This window comes from Actinomadura madurae, assembly GCF_900115095.1.
Lineage (GTDB): Bacteria > Actinomycetota > Actinomycetes > Streptosporangiales > Streptosporangiaceae > Spirillospora > Spirillospora madurae.
Genome location: NZ_FOVH01000005.1, coordinates 192,120 through 208,475, shown reverse-complemented (window position 1 = coordinate 208,475; position 16,356 = coordinate 192,120). Strand labels below are relative to the sequence as shown.

At 69.2% G+C, this 16,356-nt stretch carries 13 protein-coding genes and 1 tRNA gene; 11 read left to right on the top strand and 3 right to left on the bottom strand.

Going from position 1 to position 16,356, the window contains the following annotated elements; all coding sequences use genetic code 11:
- Positions 1–347 precede the first annotated feature (347 nt).
- On the top strand, positions 348–797 hold the full coding sequence (locus BM339_RS17040; RefSeq protein ID WP_021591220.1) for a DUF1931 family protein: 450 nt from the start codon (positions 348–350) through the stop codon (positions 795–797).
- A 148-nt stretch (positions 798–945) separates the two neighbouring features.
- Complete coding sequence (locus BM339_RS17035) at positions 946–3,786, top strand: helix-turn-helix transcriptional regulator (protein ID WP_075021471.1); 2,841 nt, start codon at positions 946–948, stop codon at positions 3,784–3,786.
- On the opposite strand, the gene BM339_RS17030 is transcribed toward BM339_RS17035, so the two are convergent.
- A complete protein-coding gene (locus BM339_RS17030) occupies positions 3,783–4,214 on the bottom strand; it encodes a DUF2267 domain-containing protein (RefSeq protein ID WP_075021470.1) in 432 nt (143 codons plus the stop codon). The genes BM339_RS17035 and BM339_RS17030 overlap by 4 nt on opposite strands.
- A gap of 278 nt (positions 4,215–4,492) precedes the next feature.
- On the opposite strand from BM339_RS17030, the gene BM339_RS17025 reads away from it, so the two are divergent.
- Both BM339_RS17025 and BM339_RS17020 read left to right on the top strand, forming a co-directional pair.
- Positions 4,493–6,304 carry an MFS transporter gene (locus BM339_RS17025; RefSeq protein WP_244938474.1) on the top strand — a complete coding sequence of 604 codons (1,812 nt, stop codon included), beginning with the start codon at positions 4,493–4,495 and terminating at the stop codon, positions 6,302–6,304.
- Positions 6,305–6,357: 53 nt separating this feature from the next.
- Entirely contained in the window at positions 6,358–6,579 is a 222-nt protein-coding gene (locus BM339_RS17020; RefSeq protein ID WP_200871721.1) for a hypothetical protein, read from the top strand.
- Here BM339_RS17020 and BM339_RS17015 read toward each other — a convergent pair.
- Positions 6,567–9,098 (bottom strand): winged helix-turn-helix domain-containing protein, encoded by a 2,532-nt coding sequence (locus tag BM339_RS17015; RefSeq protein ID WP_143118469.1) that lies wholly within the window; start codon positions 9,096–9,098, stop codon positions 6,567–6,569. The genes BM339_RS17020 and BM339_RS17015 overlap by 13 nt on opposite strands.
- A 171-nt stretch (positions 9,099–9,269) precedes the next feature.
- Between BM339_RS17015 and BM339_RS17010 the strand changes: the two genes are divergently transcribed.
- The 7 genes from BM339_RS17010 (at position 9,270) to BM339_RS16980 (ending at position 16,078) form a co-directional block, all read left to right on the top strand.
- Complete coding sequence (locus tag BM339_RS17010) at positions 9,270–10,844, top strand: Na+/H+ antiporter (RefSeq protein ID WP_075021467.1); 1,575 nt, start codon at positions 9,270–9,272, stop codon at positions 10,842–10,844.
- A gap of 139 nt (positions 10,845–10,983) precedes the next feature.
- The gene (locus BM339_RS17005) at positions 10,984–11,856 is read left to right on the top strand and encodes an IS5 family transposase (RefSeq protein ID WP_075021466.1); all 873 of its coding nucleotides are present in this window, start codon (positions 10,984–10,986) and stop codon (positions 11,854–11,856) included.
- On the top strand, positions 11,853–12,245 hold the full coding sequence (locus BM339_RS17000) for a hypothetical protein (RefSeq protein ID WP_218163660.1): 393 nt from the start codon (positions 11,853–11,855) through the stop codon (positions 12,243–12,245). The genes BM339_RS17005 and BM339_RS17000 overlap by 4 nt, the downstream gene beginning before the upstream one ends.
- A gap of 83 nt (positions 12,246–12,328) precedes the next feature.
- Positions 12,329–12,778 (top strand): Hsp20/alpha crystallin family protein, encoded by a 450-nt coding sequence (locus BM339_RS16995; protein ID WP_021591213.1) that lies wholly within the window; start codon positions 12,329–12,331, stop codon positions 12,776–12,778.
- A gap of 41 nt (positions 12,779–12,819) precedes the next feature.
- A complete protein-coding gene (gene trxA / locus BM339_RS16990; protein ID WP_075021465.1) occupies positions 12,820–13,245 on the top strand; it encodes a thioredoxin in 426 nt (141 codons plus the stop codon).
- Positions 13,229–14,821, top strand: coding sequence for an FAD-dependent oxidoreductase (locus BM339_RS16985; protein ID WP_075021464.1), 1,593 nt, complete (start codon positions 13,229–13,231; stop codon positions 14,819–14,821). Before trxA ends, BM339_RS16985 begins: the two co-directional genes overlap by 17 nt.
- Before the next feature lie 18 nt (positions 14,822–14,839).
- Positions 14,840–16,078 carry an FUSC family protein gene (locus BM339_RS16980; protein WP_083597680.1) on the top strand — a complete coding sequence of 413 codons (1,239 nt, stop codon included), beginning with the start codon at positions 14,840–14,842 and terminating at the stop codon, positions 16,076–16,078.
- A gap of 200 nt (positions 16,079–16,278) precedes the next feature.
- On the opposite strand, the gene BM339_RS16975 is transcribed toward BM339_RS16980, so the two are convergent.
- Positions 16,279–16,351, bottom strand: a tRNA-Lys gene (locus BM339_RS16975).
- Positions 16,352–16,356 lie beyond the last annotated feature (5 nt).

The window sequence follows — 16,356 nt, the reverse complement described above, 5'->3', positions numbered from 1 at the left end:
TCCGATGGTTCCCACCGCGCATTACGGTGGGAGGGCGTGCACGGTTGCCGGAGATGGCAACGTCTTAGTGACCGACGCTGCGTCATCAGGTGATCGGGCACATCCACCGACCGTGTAGGTCTGTGCTCGCGCCACCGCGGCGCGTCCGTGAACTCGCCGTGAGCGGAAGGGCACCTGTCCAGGCGGGCTCGCGGGGGTCAGGCACCCGGCCGGCCTGGGCGCACGACCTTGTCGCGCGGATCTGGTCCTACAAGATCTGACGATGTGACGCCCTCTCCGAGCGGGAAGGCTGTACGAACTGGACTTCCTTCTCCTCCTTTCAGGAGACGACAGGCGAGGTAACTGGCATGGCCGTGATAGGAATCAGCAGGTTCGAGCGCTTCTTCAGAGCGGCCGCGGGGCTGGATGTCGATAAGAATGATCTGCGGCGCTACCACGAGTTCCTTGACGCAAAGCTGTACGACCTGCTCCTCAACGGACAGGCCAAGGCGAAGGCGAACGGGCGCGACATCATCGAGCCGTTCGACCTGCCGATCACGAAGGGCCTGCAGGAGAGCATCCACCGGTTCCGCCGGTTGGACGAGGAGATCGAGGTCGAGCCGATCCTGGAGTTGCTGGCGAGGCGGCCGCCGCTGGATCTCGCGGTCCGCGATGCCACCGATGAGAAGCTCCCCGAGATCGCGGGCGGCCTTTCCTACGCGCTGTCGCAGGCCTTCCGGATCATGTTCCCGGACCGGCGCAACCCGCAGACCACGCAGTGGGAGCGGGTCCAGCGCATGTTCGACCTGCTCTTGTGACCCGGACTGCCGCTTTGACCGGGTTGCGGCAGATGGTCCCCAGGTGATCCGCCTTTGTCCAATGTTGACTTGACCCTGCCTAAAAACAGGACAGCGGCGCGTTGACGATCGCGTATCGCCCTGCGCCATCCAGGGCACGTTGCCCTGTATGGACGGCAGGCCGCCGACACGGGGCACGACCTTCGGTCGTCAACAGGAACGAGCGAGCATCGACGAGTTACTGACGCGCGTCGACGGCCCGAGGGTCATGCTCGTCGAGGGGGAGGCGGGCATCGGGCGGACCCGCCTGCTCGAGGAGGCCGCACAGAGAGCCGCTGACGAGGGCTTCGCGGTGCTGGTCGCGGACACGGCCCCCGAACTGCATCGGCCCGCGATACTGGAGATGTTGCTGTCGGTACTCGACGAGCCCGGCCCGAACCCACCGCCGGCCGGACAGGACCGGCCGACCGAGCGGTTGCGGGCCGCGCTGGAGCGGCGGGCCCGCTCCACCTCGTTGCTGGTCGTCCTGGACGATCTGGAATGGGCTGATCCCGCTACGGTCCTCGCGCTGCGTACGCTGCCGATCCGGCTCGCGTCGTCTCCCGTGTGCTGGATCCTCGCACGCCATACCGGCTCCGGTGGCACCGAGCTCGACCGGCTGTTCCTCCGGTTGCAGGCGGGCGGCGCGACCCTGCTCCAGCTTCGCCCGCTGTCGGGTGAGGCCGTCTCCGACCTGGTCACCGCCGCTCTGGGTGCGCGCCCTGATCCCGACCTGCGCGTGCTCGCGGACCGGGCGGGCGGTAATCCGCTGCTGCTTCTCGAGCTGATGAACGGACTGCTCGACGAGGGCGGGGTGGTGATCTCCCAGGGCCAGGCCCGCCTCATCACCTCCCGGCTGCCGGAGCGGGCCCGTATCGTCGTCCATGGCCGACTGGACGATCTGGATCCGGCGGCCCGGCGGCTTCTCGAGGTAGCGGCGATGCTGGGGCCGGCATTCCATCCCCTGGTCGCCGCCGACCTGCTTGGCATCACCCCCTCCGAACTGCTGCCGTCACTGGAGGCGATACTGGCGACAGGGTTGCTGGCGGCGCATGAAGAGGCTCTGGTGTTCCGGCACGACGTGGTGCGCGAATCGATGATCATGGATATTCCCGGTCCCGTCCGGCAAGCGCTGCACGTGCAGATCGGTAGGAACCTGCTGGAGCACGGCGGCCGGGTGAAGGCCGCAGCGACCCACCTCATGGCCGGGGCGGTACCGGGCGTCCCGGAGGTCCTCCAGAGCCTGGACCGGGCGAGCGCGGAGATGCTCGACACCTACCCGGCGGTCGCCGCCGAGCTGACCCGCCGGGCGCTCGATCTCACCGAGCCCGCCGACCCGCGGTGGTTCGCGCGCACGATGACGGCGATGCGGACGCTGGTCGCCGCCGGTGACCTGGTGGGAGCCGCGGAGCTCGCGGAGGCCGCGCTCGACCAGTGCGCGTCCGGCCCGTCCACCGCCGAACTGCTGACCGCGCTGTCCTTCGTCCTGGTGCCGATGGGCCAGGCCGCCAAGGCGTTTGACTCGGCCAAGGCCGTGCTGGACATGCCGGATCTGCCGGCCGAGGTGCGCGACCACGCCGAACTCGCCCTCCTGCAGGCCGAGGCCGGGCTGCAGGAGAGCGGGAGCGTACTGGACCGGGCCAGAGCGATCGTCAAGGCGGACGACGTGCCCGGTCGTGGTCTGGTGACCGGGGCGCTCATCGTCCTTGCCTTGAACGGCTGGGACGAGGGCGACCTGATCGGCGCGCTCAAGTTCACACGGACCGGTGTGCGGCAGGCGTTCAACGACGGCGTGCATGAGTGCCGGCTCCACCCCGGTCTGATCCTGGCCTCGTTCCTGGTGGACGTCAGGCTCATGGACGAGGCACGGCGGGCGATGGTGCTGGGGACCGGCGGGGCCGACGGGATCGGACGGGACGGCTGGGCGGCCGGACCGGCGATCGTGCGATCACGCATCGACCTCGCGGAGGGGCGTCCGGAGGAGGCGATCCGCGGAGCGAGGGCGGCTCTGGAGGCGGCCGACGCGGGCGGGGCGCACCTGCTGGGCGCCTGTGCCCGGTCCGCGCTGTCCTTCGCGGCGCTGCGCTCCGGCGATCTCGAGACGGCCACCGAGCACAGCCTCGGCGGCGAGAACGCGGGCGGCCCGGCACTCCCTCCCTTCGACCTGACCCGTAGCGAGCTGGTCCGGGCGCAGGTGACAGAGGCGTGCGACGGGCCGCGGGCCGCCCTGCCCGCATTGAGCCTGCTCCTCGACGGCCTGGCGGAGCACAATCGGGCGCTGACCTGCGAGCCGACGGCGGCGGCCTGGCTGGTCCGGACGGCGGTCGCGGCGGGTGAGCCCGGACCGGCCGAGGAGGTCGTAGCGGCGGCCGACCGGCTCGCCGAAATGAACCCGGGACTGCCCAGCCTGGCCGCCGCCGCCGAGCACGCCCGGGGGCTGTTGCACGGCGATCCGAACCTCCTGCGAAACGCGGCCGCCCAGCACGCCGACCACTGGGCGTGCGCCTCCGCCTACGAGGACCTCGGCATGCTGCTGGACGGGGCGGGCGGCGCGCGCGGCCAGAGGATTCAGTGTTTGGACAAGGCTCTCTCCTGTTACGCGGCGGCCGGCGCCGAACGCGATGCCGCCCGGATCCGGGGGCGCCTGCGGCGGATGGGGGAACGCCGACGGCACTGGAACCACCGCGAACGTCCCGCGGCCGGCTGGGACAGCCTCACCGGGACCGAGCAGCGGATCTCCGGGCTTGTCGCCCAAGGGCTCACCAACCAGCGCATCGCTGATCAGTTGTCCGTCAGCGTTCACACCGTCGCGTTCCACCTGCGGCAGGTCTTCCGCAAACTCGACATCCGCTCACGCGTCGAATTGGCGCGGCAGGTCCTCGAACATTCTGATGACCCTCCAGACGCGCATACCAGGAAGAGTTCCGACGGCACGAAGGCCGAGTCACCCCCGGCCCGACCGACGCCCTAGACGGGAATGAGCGGGCGCAGGTCCCGGGAAATGCTGGACTTGATGTCCTCCCATTCACCTTCTGTGACGTATCGCCGCAGCGCCTGCAGGACGGTGGACACCAGCCGCTCCATACCACCGTCGACCTCGTGCGGGAAGCCACGCCGGACATGTTGGAGGAACTCCTCCTTGTCCATTTTCACCGGCACTCGGCTGGGGTCCCAGCCCTCGTAGTACACACCGCGGACCAGCAAGGGGAGTTGGGCGGAGAGATGCGCACACTCGTCCACGGTCAGCCGGTCGCGCAAAGCGTGCAAAACGGCGCGCAGCGCATCGAAGGACCAGTTCCGTCGTTCCTTTGACCACCCGTGGGCATGCTCGATCTCATTCAGCACGCGGTTCGTCTTGTCGATGGTCTTGTCGAAGGTCGCGAATCCCGTGGCGCTCATGCGAACCTCCCTTCCGTATGAGGAGGACCTTTCGTCCCACAGCGTCGCGCGGGACCGGGTGAGAACGCGTCACCCGATGAGGGTGACGCCGGAACCGGGTCCGTTTCACCCCGCATGGGTGACGTCCCCTCACCCCCTCACTCAGACGCTGGTCGATGACAGTGACCCGCTTTCAAGGGGGTAACGGGATGACGAATGCCGGCGAATTGAGCACGATTCAGACCCAGATTCCCGCTCGGCTGGATCGCCTGGCCTGGACGCGGTTCCACTGGAGAATCGTGATCGGCCTGGGCACCGTCTGGGTACTGGACGGGCTAGAGGTCACGATCGTGGGTTCGATCGCCGCCCGGATGACCGAGCCGGGCAGCGGCATCGACATCTCCAGCGGCGACATCGGCACGGCCGCGGCCTTCTACGTTGCCGGCGCATGCCTCGGCGCGCTTCTCTTCGGCCAGCTCACCGACCGCTTCGGACGCAAGAGACTGTTCATGATCACACTGGGGTTGTACCTGGTGGCGACCGTGGCGACCGCGTTCGCGACCGAGGCGTGGTACCTGTTCCTGTTCCGTTTCCTCACAGGGGCCGGCATCGGCGGTGAATACGCGGCCATCAACTCGGCCATCGACGAGTTGATCCCCGCCCGCAACCGGGGCCGGGTGGACCTCGCCATAAACGGCAGTTACTGGCTGGGCGCGGCCATTGGAAGCCTTGGCAGCGTGCTGCTCCTCAACGATGCCCTGCTGTCGGCGGACCTCGGCTGGCGGCTGGCCTTCGCCATTGGCGGGGTCCTCGGGCTGGGGATCCTGGTGGTGCGCCGGAACGTTCCGGAGAGCCCCCGCTGGCTGTTCATCCATGGCCGTGACGAGGAGGCGGAACGGATCGTCGACCGGATCGAGCGGGAGGTTCAGACCGAGACCGGGGAGCCGCTGCCCCCTCCGGCGCAGAGCATCACCGTGCGGCAGCGCAGGTCGATCAGCTTCCGCGAAATCGCCCGCGTGACGGCCAAACGTTATCCCAACCGCACCGTTCTCGGGCTGTCGTTGTTCGTCGGGCAGGCGTTCATGTACAACGCCGTCACGTTCGACCTGGGCACGATCCTCAGCGACTTTTTCGACGTCGCGTCCGGCACGGTGCCCTACTTCCTGGCCGCGTTCGCGCTCGGGAACCTGATGGGGCCGCTCCTGCTCGGACGCCTCTTCGACACCGTCGGCCGCAAGCCGATGATCGCCGGCACCTACTTCGGCTCCGCGGCGCTGATCGCGGCGACCGCCGCCCTGCTCATGGCCGACCTCCTGACCTCGACGACGTTCATCATCCTGGTCGCGCTGAGCTTCTTCGTCGCCTCGGCCGGGGCCAGCTCCGCCTACCTGACGGTCAGCGAGATCTTCCCGATGGAGACCCGCGCCCTGGCCATCGCCCTGTTCTTCGCGGTCGGCACCGCGGCCGGCGGGATCACCGGCCCGGCGCTCTTCGGTCAGTTCATCGGCAGCGGCCGGCTGGACCTGGTCGCCGTCGGGTTCTTCATCGGATGCGGGGCGATGATGCTGGGCGGGTTCGCGGAGCTGATCTTCGGCGTCCGCGCCGAACAGCAGTCGCTGGAGAACATCGCCCGTCCGCTCACCGCGGAGGAGGCCGAGGCCACCACGCCGCAGGAGCAGGAGAGCCTCCGGCGGGCCGCACTGGAGCGGGAACTGTCGGCCGAGGACAGGCGCCGGTCCGACGAACGCGATCGCCGCGCAGGGGAGCGCGCCGCCCGGCGCCGCAAGCGGGAAATGGCGAGGCCGCAGCGCTTCCGTCCCGGGCCTGGGGGCTCGCAGACCTACTCGCCGGGAATGATGGGAACCGCGGGCACGCCAAGCCGGTCGACGGCGGTCTCCGAGCGCGAACTCGACCGTGAGATCGATGATCTCGTCCACGCGACCGGGGTGGGCCCGGTGGAGCGGCGCGACCTGGCGAAGCGGGTCAGCGCCCGAAGCTGGGGCCCCGGCCGGTTCAGGCAAGCGCTGGGCGAGGCGATCAAGGAGGGGCGCCTACGGCGGCTGACGCGCAGCAGGTACGGCCCTGGAGACGCCAGGGGGAACGAGGAGTGACGCTCGCCTGCCGTCTTCTCGGCCACCGTCCGCGGTTCACCAGTGAAGGGAACATGCTGGTGTGGATCTGCGACCGGAAATGCGCGGCCGGAGGTGCCAAGGAGTACGAGACCGCCGCGGACGCCGCCCGTTACGCCCGTGCCTTCAACCGGGAGGATCGCGAGGATCTCGGCAAGCGCGCTCCGCTGATCGGGCTGTTCCCGCTCCGCCTGTTCCGAGCCTTCCGGAACCGTCACCGCAGCGGACAAGAGAGCGGCGGCGCTCAGAGAAGCTGAGCCTCCCGCGCCTTGCGCACCGCCTCCCGGCGCCGGGAGGCGGTGAGCTTCCGGTAGATGTGGCGCATGTGCGTCTTCATGGTGTTGACCGAGACGTGCAGCTCGGCCGCGATCTCCTCGGTCGTCAGGACGCTCTGGAGATACCGCAGCACCGTCAGCTCCCGCTCGGTCAGCGGCGCGACGGGGTGGTCCGTCCGCTCGGCGGCGCACTCGATGATGTCCAGGACGAACGGCCAGTATGCCGTCCCGGAGTCCAGGTGGGCGCTCAGCAGCCGCCGCGCGGCCGGGCCCTCGCGGATGAACACACCCCGGAAACGCTCCTGATCGGCGAGTTGCAGGGCCTTCTCCAGGATCGCGGACGCGTGCCGGTCCTGGCCGAGGCGGTCGGCGGCCAGCGCTTCCAGGAGGCCCGCCTCCAGGCTGCCCCCCAGTTCCATGTTCGGAGCTCCGGCGGCCGTCCGTATCGCCGCGTCCAGATCGCCGTTTCTCAGCTGCGTGCGCGCGAGCGCGACCGCCAGCGGGGCCGAGCCGCCCGACGCCCCAACCTGGTCGGCCAGTAGCCTCGCGGCCGTGCCGGTGTCCCCGAAGTTCGTCCGCAGCGCCGCCTCGGCGGCGGTGAACCGGTGGGCGATGTATCTCGGCACCGCCCAGCCGGTGAGCTGGTGGCGGACCTCGCGCAACACCTCGTCCGCTCCGGCCTGGGATCGGCCAGCCTGGAGCAACCACAGCCGGACGATGCTGATCAGTGCGGCGAGCAACTGGTCGCCGTTGCTGTCGGCGAGATCCAGGTATCGGGCCGCCTCGTCAGCCTCCCCCCATTCGTGATGCGTGATCGCCAGGGCCAGCTGGGCGTATCCGCAAGCCGCGGGGGACGTCGCGAAGCCGAGCGAATCCTGAGCGGCCTGCTCCGCGAGATGGAGTTCGCCGAGCAGCGCACGGACCACGGCGAGCCTGCTGAGGCACGCGGCCCGGACCCGTTCCAGGCCCGCCCGCTCGGCCGCGGCCAGCCCGTCGTCCAGTACCCGTTCTGCCATGCGCAGGTCGCCGGTGGCCAGCTGGGCCGTGCCGAGTGCGGAAAGGGCGACAGAGCGGGTGCGATCGCCGTCCCGGTGTGCGAGGAGCCGTGACGCCTGGGAGAACGTCGCGGCGACGTCACCCACCGCCACCGACCGCGCCAAGCGGATCGCCGTGATCCTGTCGTCGTCGGCCTCGGTGGTCTGATCACCGGCAAGCCGCAGGTAACGGTCGGTACCTCGCCGATCGCCGAGAATCTGCTGGTTTAACGCACAGGCCAGCGCAAGATCCGAGTTGACGCGAAATGCCGCTTCTGGCGGCGCGGCATCGAACGCCCAGAGCGGCCGGTCCGGACCCGACACAACGAGATCGGGCCAATGGTCGGCCAGCAGGTCCGTGGCCATCCGCCAGTCCAAGGACAGGAGGGCGTGGTGCAGCGCGTCCGGGGACGAGCCCCGCGCGGCATACCAGGCGGCCGCCCGCCGATGCAGGTGGGGAACCTGCCGCGGCTCTCGCCTGGCCAGCTCACGACGAAGGAACTCGCCGAGAAGATGGTGGTAGCGATACGAGGAGCGCCGGTCGTCGACCGGGTCGAGGAATGCCCCCGCGTTCCCCAGCTCGGCCAGGATCTGTTCCCCGTCCGACCGGCCGGTCAGCGCGTCCGCCAGGCTGCCGTTGATCCGCTCCAGCACAGAGCCGTACAGCAGGACCTCCAGATGCGCGCCGTCGAGTCTGTCCAGCACTTCCGAGGTGAAATAGCCCGCGATGGTCTCGTGGTCGCCGGTCAGCCCACCGACGAAGCGCAGCGGATCACGATGTCCTTGCATGGACAGCCCCGCCAGCCGCAGGCCCGCCGGCCAGCCCTCTGTGCGCCGGAGCAGGATGCGCGTGTAGCGGTCAGGCAGCTCCAGGCCCAGTGCGGCCAGCAGTTCGACGGTCTCCGGCATGGTGAAGGACAGCTCCGCTGCCTCCAGCACGGTGACCGCCCCGGCGAGCCGCAGGCGCGCCAGTGGAGGTCCCGGGCCACCACGCGTCACGATGACCACCCGCAGTGCCCGCCCGGCGTGCTGAACCAGATACTCCAGCCCCTTCAAGACCCGCGGGTCCCGTATTCGATGGAAATCGTCGAGAACGATGCCCACGGGATCGCGCAGCTCGGCCAGCTCGGCCGCCAGCCGGGGCAGGAACTCTTCATGGCGCATCTCGTCCGGCGACGGCAGGGCATGCCCCGCGAAACCCCCCGTGGAGATCAGTACGGCCCGCAGATAGCACCAGAATCGGGGGTCGTCCCCGTCTTCGATGCCGAACCAGCCGACCCGAAAGTCGGTCGCCCTCGTCCACCAGCTCAGCAGCACGGACTTCCCCCAGCCGGGCGGAGCGTTCACCAGCGTCATCGGGTGTTGCCGCGCGGTGTCGAGGACGCGGCCGAGGCGTGGCCGCTCCACCAGCCCTGGCGGAGGGGCGGGGGGCTGCAGTTTCGAACCCAGCAGAGGTACTTCGGTCACGTCCACACCCTGCGTGTGCCGCGATGCGCCTCGTATCCTCAGTCCGGGTAGCCGCCGCTACTGGCGCGATTCACTCGCCCCGGCAGTGATCGCCGGAAAATCCGTCCCGCTTGTACATTTCGCTACCTGCCTGTTCGGCTGGACGGGGTCTCCCGCGGGAAGGCCGCGATCATGGGTTCGGAATCCCTGTTCATCGTCGGCCTGGTCATCACGGCCGTGCTACTGCTCTCCCGGGCCCTGTCCTCGCGCCTAGGGATACCCGACGCGATCCTTCTCGTCGTCCTCGGCGCAGCGGCCGCGTTCCTGCCCGGCATGCCCGAGATCGAGCTGCCACCGGAACTGGTGCTACTGGGCTTCCTGCCCCCGCTCGTCTACTACGCCGCGTTCTTCAGCTCCCCGCGCGAGGCGAAGGCGGACGCAGTGCCGATCACGGCGCTCGCGATCGGCCTGACGACGGTGACCACCTTCACCGTCGCCGTGGTCCTGCGCGGGGTCCTGCCCGATCTGGGTTGGGCGGCGGCCGTCGCCCTCGGTGCCGCCGTGGCCCCCACCGACCCCGTCGCCGCGATCTCGATCATGAAGCGGCTGAACGCGCCGAGCCGGATCGCGACCATCGTCGAAGGGGAGAACCTCATCAACGACGCCGTCGCGCTCACCGCCTTCGTGCTGGCCGTCGAGGCGCTGACGACACCCTTCACCATCGGCCACGGCATCGCACGGCTGGCCGAGGTCGTCGCCGGCGGCGTGGCGTACGGCCTGGCGGTGGGGTTCATCGCGTCCCGCCTCCGCCGCCGGATCCGCGATCCCGCCAGCCAGATCATCGTGTCCCTGCTGACGCCGTACCTGGCGTTCGTCCCGGCCGACGAACTCGGCTTCTCCGGGGTACTCGCCACCGTCTGCGCGGGCTTCTATCTGGGCACCCGCGGAGAGGGCATGCTCCAGCCGGCGTCCCGGCTGCCCGGTCATCTGTTCTGGCAGGTGCTGGTCTTCCTCCTGGAGTCGGCGCTGTTCGTGCTGCTCGGTCTTGAGATTCGCGTCATCGTGCGCGAGTTGACCGGCTCGGCATGGTCGCCGGCGATCCTGGGCGCGGCCGCGGTCACGGCCGCCATCGTGGCCCTGCGGCTGGCCTGGACCCAGTTCGTCTTCCCGCTCTCCCGGTACTTGCCCGGCCGGCACGTCGCCTTCGACCATCTGAACTGGCGCGAGCGGCTCGCCATCGGCTGGAGCGGCATGCGAGGCGCGATCTCACTGGCGATCGTGCTGTCCCTGCCGGTGTCGGCGCCGGGCCTACCGCCGGAACGACGCGGAGAGCGGCTGTTCGTGACCGGCGCCGTCGTGTTCATCACCCTGCTCGGGTGTGCGACCACGCTGCCCGGCCTGCTGAGACGGCTCGGCCTGGCCGAGTCCGACCGCGTTCGGATCGAGTACCAGGAGGCGCGAAAGGCAGTGGTGGAAGCAGCCCTGGCACGGCTGGACGAGCTCATCGAGAACGGCGAGGTCGACGATCGCACCGGCAGGACCTTCCACCAGCTGTACGAGGATCTCCTGGACCAGATTCGCACCGAATTCGGCGAGGACCTCGACGAGGAGGTCACCGACTCCCTAGGCCTCCGCCGCGAACTGGTGCGGACGCAGCGCGAGAAGCTGCGCCGGCTCTACTCCAAAGGCAAGATCAGCGCCGAGGTCCTGCGGGCCGTGGATCGGTGGCTCGATCTTGAGGACCCCGACATCCGGGAAGTCGGCTGACCGGGCGCCGCCCCGTCCAGACCTGTCAACTCTGAGAGGGTTGTTTGACAGGGAATGTCCTTGTCTGGGTTGGGTGGGTTGGTGAGGGTTTCGTTACGGCTCATTGACGATGCGTCACCGTTGGGTTGCTGTGGGTGGCATGGGGCTCGAGGGTGTGGCCGGCGGCCGGAAGCCGTATCGCAGTGACCTGTCCGATGAGCGGTGGGCGCTGATCGAGCCGGTCATCGCGGCGTGGAAGGCGCGGCACCCGTCGGTGTCGGGGCATCAGGGCCGGTATCAGATGCGGGAGATCGTGAACGCGATCCTGTATCAGGAACGGACGGGCTGCGGGTGGGAGTACCTGCCGCATGACCTGCCGCCCCGCTCGGCGGTGTACTACTACTTCGCCCGGTGGCGCGATGACGGGCTGACCCAGACGATCCACGATCTGCTGCGCGGCCGGGTCCGTGAGGTCGCCGGACGGGCCGAAGACCCGTCGGCGGTGGTGATGGATTCGCAGACCGTGCACGCCGCGGCCGGGGTCCCCTCGGCCACCACGGGCCTGGACCCTGGGAAGAAGAGCCGGGGCCGCAAGCGCGGGATCGCCACCGATGCGCTGGGCCTGCTGATCGCGGTGGTGGTGACCGCCGCGAGCGTGCACGACAACGCCATCGGGATCGAGCTGCTGGACCGGGTCGCCATCGACAACCCGGGCGTGCGGACCGCGTGGGTGGACGCGGGGTTCAAGAACGCGGTCGCCGGCCACGGCGCCGGGCTGGGCATCACGGTCACCGTGGTGCAGCCCGAACCCGGGACCAAAGGGTTCACCCCGGTGCCCAAGCGGTGGGTGGCCGAGCAGACCTTCGGCACCACCATGCTGCACCGGCGGCTGGCCCGCGACCACGAGAAGCTGCCCGCCAGCAGCGAGTCCCACCTGTACTGGGCGGCCACCGACCGGATGACGCGCCGGCTGACCGGCACCACCACCCGCTGGCGCGGCACCCCGCCTCCGGCCTCAGGCACGGCCGCGTGACCGGTCGGCCGCCGCCGGTCCCCGACCAGCTCCTGCGCCGCCTGGCCGACGACCGTGACGCGGCCCGCGCCCGGGTCGAGCGGCTCACCGCCGAGCTCGCCGAAGCCCGCCACCAGCTGGAACGGCTCGAGGTCACCCACCAGACACTGCTGGAACTCGCCGGTGCCGCCGGGCCGCCGCTCCCGCCCGCCTACCGCGACATTCTGGCCGTCCTGGCCGACAACCCGGGCGGCCTGCGCACCAAAGACGTCGCCCTGGCCCTCAACCTGCCCGCCACCAGCAAGAACACCGTCGAAGGCGTCCGCGCCAAACTCAAACGCCTCGTCGGCCGAGACCTAGCCGAAGAACCCGAATCAGGACTCTTCGCCATTAAACGAGACAACGCCTAACAAACAACCCTCTGAGGATGTGCCGGACCGGCCGGACGGGCAACGTCCCACTCAGAGAACGTCCCCAACGAGAGGATCAGACCATGGCACTGCCCAGCATCCGCCACCCCGGAGACACGATGCTCACCCCGAGGCCGCGGGCATTCGACCCCCTCTACGAGCAGATGGAACAGCTGGTCAACGCGGCCTTCGCCGGCACCACCACGGAGATGCCCTGGGCACCTGCGGCGGACGTGAGCGAGACCGACGACGCCTATGTAATCGAGGCCGAACTTCCCGGCCTGAAGAAGGACGAGATCGACGTATCACTGCACGATCGGGAGCTGACCATCACCGGAGAGGTCAAGGAGAGGGAGAGCCGTGGGCTGCGGCATCGCAAGCAGCGGCGCAGCGGCCGATTCGAGTACCGCGTGTACCTGCCCGGTGACATCGACGCTGAACGGGTCGACGCGAACCTCGGCGATGGCGTGCTCACCGTGACGGTCCCCAAGGCCACGACCGAGAAGGACCGCCACATCGAGGTCAAGGACTGACCCTCACGGGGGCGACCCGCCCACGCCAGCGGGAGGAGCCGATGATCATCCGTTGCGAGCACTGCGGCAAGAAGAACCGTGTGCCGGCAGCCGCCGACGGTGGTCCAGTCTGCGGCAACTGTCACCGGCCGCTCCCGTGGATCGCAGAAGCCGGAGACGAGGATTTCGCCGAGGTGGCCGAGCGCTCCTCGGTCCCGGTCATCATCGACCTGTGGGCGACCTGGTGTGCGCCGTGCCGCACGGTCAGCCCGGTACTGGAGCGCATCGCCCACGAGATGGCCGGGCGGCTGAAGCTCGTGAAGATCGACATCGACCGGGCGCCATACATTCAGGAGCGCTTCGCCGTGCGTGCCGTTCCCACGCTCCTACTGATGCGTGACGGGAAGGTGATCGACCAGAGAGCGGGCGCCGTACCTGCTGGTCCACTCAGAACGTGGGTGGAGGAAGCCCTTGGAAGAGACATCTGATCTGTACGGCGCCTACCCCCGGCTCGACCGGGAGCAGGTCGAGCTGGTCGCGGCATACGGGGAACGACGCCCGACCCGCCGTGGCGACGTCCTCTTCTCCGAAGGGGACCGTGCCTACGACTTCTTCCTGATCCTGGCCGGGACGGTGGCGATGCTCGACAAGGGCGAAGTCATCCGGGTGCACGGTCCGGGGCGTTTCCTCGGCGGGCTGGGCCTGCTGACCGGTCAGCCCACGTTCCTCACCGCCCGCGTCGAGGAGCCGGGCGAAGTGATCGCGGTGCCGCCACGGCGGCTGCGCGAGCTGGCCGGCAGGGAGCCCTGGTTCGGCGACATCGTTCTGCGCGCGTTCCTCATCCGCCGCGCCCTGCTCGTCGAGCAGGGCGCCGGGCTGCGGATCATCGGTTCGCGGTTCTCTCCCAGCTGCCGCCGACTGCGCGACTTCGCCGCGCGCAACCGGCTGCCGCACCGATGGATCGACGTCGAGGACGATGAGGACGCCGAATCGCTGCTCAGAGAGCTCGGCGTCCCAGCGTCGGAGACACCCGTCGTGATCCTGAACGGTGAGCGGGTGCTGCGCAATCCGGGGGACGACGAACTCCCACGGCTGCTCGGGCTGCCGCCACCGGCACCGGCCTCGTCGGCGTACGACATGCTTGTCATTGGCGCGGGCCCGGCCGGGCTGGCCGCGGCCGTGTACGGCTCTTCGGAGGGCCTGGACACGATGGTCGTCGATGCCATCGCCACCGGAGGTCAGGCCGGCACATCATCCAGGATCGAGAACTACCTCGGTTTCCCGGCCGGCATTTCGGGCGCGGAGCTGACCGATCGGGCGGTCATCCAGGCCGGGAAGTTCGGGGCGAAGCTCCACGTGCCCGGCGACGCCATGGGCCTGCGGGTGGGCAATGGCCGGTACACCGTCGACCTCGGTGGAGGCGGCGAGTTGTCCGGCCGCACGGTCGTCATCGCGACCGGCGCCCGTTATCGCCGACTGGACGTCCCGCACCTAGACGACTTCGATGGTGCCGGCGTGTACTTCGCGGCGACTCAGGTTGAGGCGCTGCAGTGCCGGCACGTGCCGGTGGCCATCGTCGGCGGCGGCAACTCCGCTGGTCAGGCAGCCGTGTTCCTGGCCCGGCACGCCACTCGCGTGTTGCTCTTCGTTCGGGGCGCGGAGCTCGGCGAGAGCATGTCGCGCTACCTCATCGATCGGATCGAGCACTGCCCCGAGATCGGCGTTTTCCTGCACACCGAGGTCCGTGAACTGCACGGTCACGATCTACTGGAGGAAGTCGTCACGGAGAACAAGCGGACCGGTGAAGTCCGCCGCTTCAAGGTTCGCGCATTGTTCGTCTTCATCGGAGCCGACCCCTGCGTCGCCTGGTTGTCCGGCACGGTCGACCTCGATCACAAGGGATATGTGCGCACCGGCGGCCCGCAGGCCCTGCCGTTGGAGACCAACCTCCCCGGCGTGCTGGCCGCCGGCGACGTGCGGAGCGGCTCGATCAAGCGGGTCGCCTCTGCGGTGGGAGAGGGGGCGATGGCCGTCCGTTTGGCGTTCGAGCGCCTGAACCGGTGACCGGCCGTCGGCTGTGAGATGAGCGGTGACCAGCGGATACGTGCAGCAGCCCGCACCGCAGTCATACCGGTGCGGGTGCGCCTGAAGCGGCTGCGCACACAGCCTACGGCCATCGTGATCGCCCGCCTCGCCGTGACTGCGGTTCTTTCGTTCCAACTCGCGTCATGGCTGCCCGGCACCAGCCCAAGGCCCGTACTCGCCCCTCTGACCGCAATCCTCGTCGTCCAGGTCACGCTGTACCAGACCATCCACCATGTCTGGCAGCGCGTCGTCAGCGTCGTGGTCGGTGTGATGGTCGCGGCACTGCTGTCGAGCCTGGTTGGATTCAGCTGGTGGAGCCTGGGCCTGGCCATCACGGCCGCGCTGATCTGCGGATTCGTGATGCGGCTCGGCAACTACATTCTCGAGGTGCCGATCAGTGCCATGCTCATCCTGTCCCTCGAAACCGGCGCCGCGGCCGAGGGGCGGATCGTGGAGACCCTCGTCGGCGCGCTCACCGGCCTGGCCGCCGGGATCCTGACCTCGCCCGTCAAGATCCAGGCAGCCGAGGAGGCACTAGAGGACCTCAGCGGTACCATGGCCCGTCACCTCCACGACATCGCCGGCGCTGTGGAGAAGCGCCCCGAGCCACGCACGTTCGACGAGTTGCTCTTCCAGGCCCGCTCCCTCAGCCGGGAAGTCCAACGCGTGGACGGCGAACTCGTGCATGCCGAGGAGAGCATCCGCCTCAACCCGCAGGGCGTCGGAATGCTGCGGTCAATGGTGGCGTTGCGGGAGACCTTGGTCGCACTGGAACACTGCGGAATCACCATCCGCGGCCTCGCACGTTGCCTCGCCGACCATGCCAACGAGCCTGAGCAGGGGAGCGAGGACCCCCTATCCAGGAGCGACACCCGCATCCAGCTGGCCACGACCGTAGGACACCTGGCCTCGGCGATGAGCACCTACGGGCGAATGCGCCGGCAGCAATTCGCCACAGGAACCACCGAGTTCGAGGACTCGCTCGCCTCCCACCTGGACGCCGCGCGCGAAGAGCGCGTAAAGCTGACCGAGATGCTGCGGGCCGACAGCCCTGACTGGCCGCTCCATGGCGAGCTTCTCGTCCACCTCGACCGCTTGAGAACCGAACTGGAATCCGGGCGACGGATACGAACGCAAGGGCGCCCCAATCGCCGACTCCGCATTCCCAAACCTTCGCCGCCCGCCACGCTCAGCCCGATCCGGCGGCGAACCGACCTACGCCGAGCACGCTCCTGACCCGTCCCGTCGTCGACAGCACCAATACGGAACATGAGCTACGGGCCTTCAGCAGGGCCGGGCCCAGCAGTCCGGACGGAGCGCGCACGGAGCCCGGATCGAGCCGCCGAGCAAACGTCGAGCAAACGTGGGGACGAACCGGGACGGAACCGGCGGCGGGCAAACCGGGGCAATCTCGTGTTTGCCCTGGTCGGGATGGGTGGGTCGCGTGGGACTCGAACCCACAACCTACGGATTAAAAGTCCGGAGCTCTGCCAATTGAGCTAGCGACCCGTCCC

Bases quoted from the DNA above. Each gene is read 5' to 3' on its own strand.
- BM339_RS17040 (WP_021591220.1), top strand. From the start codon at position 348: ATGGCCGTGATAGGAATCAGCAGGTTCGAGCGCTTCTTCAGAGCGGCC.
- BM339_RS17035 (WP_075021471.1), top strand. From the start codon at position 946: ATGGACGGCAGGCCGCCGACACGGGGCACGACCTTCGGTCGTCAACAG.
- BM339_RS17030 (WP_075021470.1), bottom strand. From the start codon at position 4,214: ATGAGCGCCACGGGATTCGCGACCTTCGACAAGACCATCGACAAGACG.
- BM339_RS17020 (WP_200871721.1), top strand. From the start codon at position 6,358: ATGCTGGTGTGGATCTGCGACCGGAAATGCGCGGCCGGAGGTGCCAAG.
- BM339_RS17010 (WP_075021467.1), top strand. From the start codon at position 9,270: ATGGGTTCGGAATCCCTGTTCATCGTCGGCCTGGTCATCACGGCCGTG.
- BM339_RS17005 (WP_075021466.1), top strand. From the start codon at position 10,984: ATGGGGCTCGAGGGTGTGGCCGGCGGCCGGAAGCCGTATCGCAGTGAC.
- BM339_RS16995 (WP_021591213.1), top strand. From the start codon at position 12,329: ATGGCACTGCCCAGCATCCGCCACCCCGGAGACACGATGCTCACCCCG.
- trxA (WP_075021465.1), top strand. From the start codon at position 12,820: ATGATCATCCGTTGCGAGCACTGCGGCAAGAAGAACCGTGTGCCGGCA.
- BM339_RS16980 (WP_083597680.1), top strand. From the start codon at position 14,840: ATGAGCGGTGACCAGCGGATACGTGCAGCAGCCCGCACCGCAGTCATA.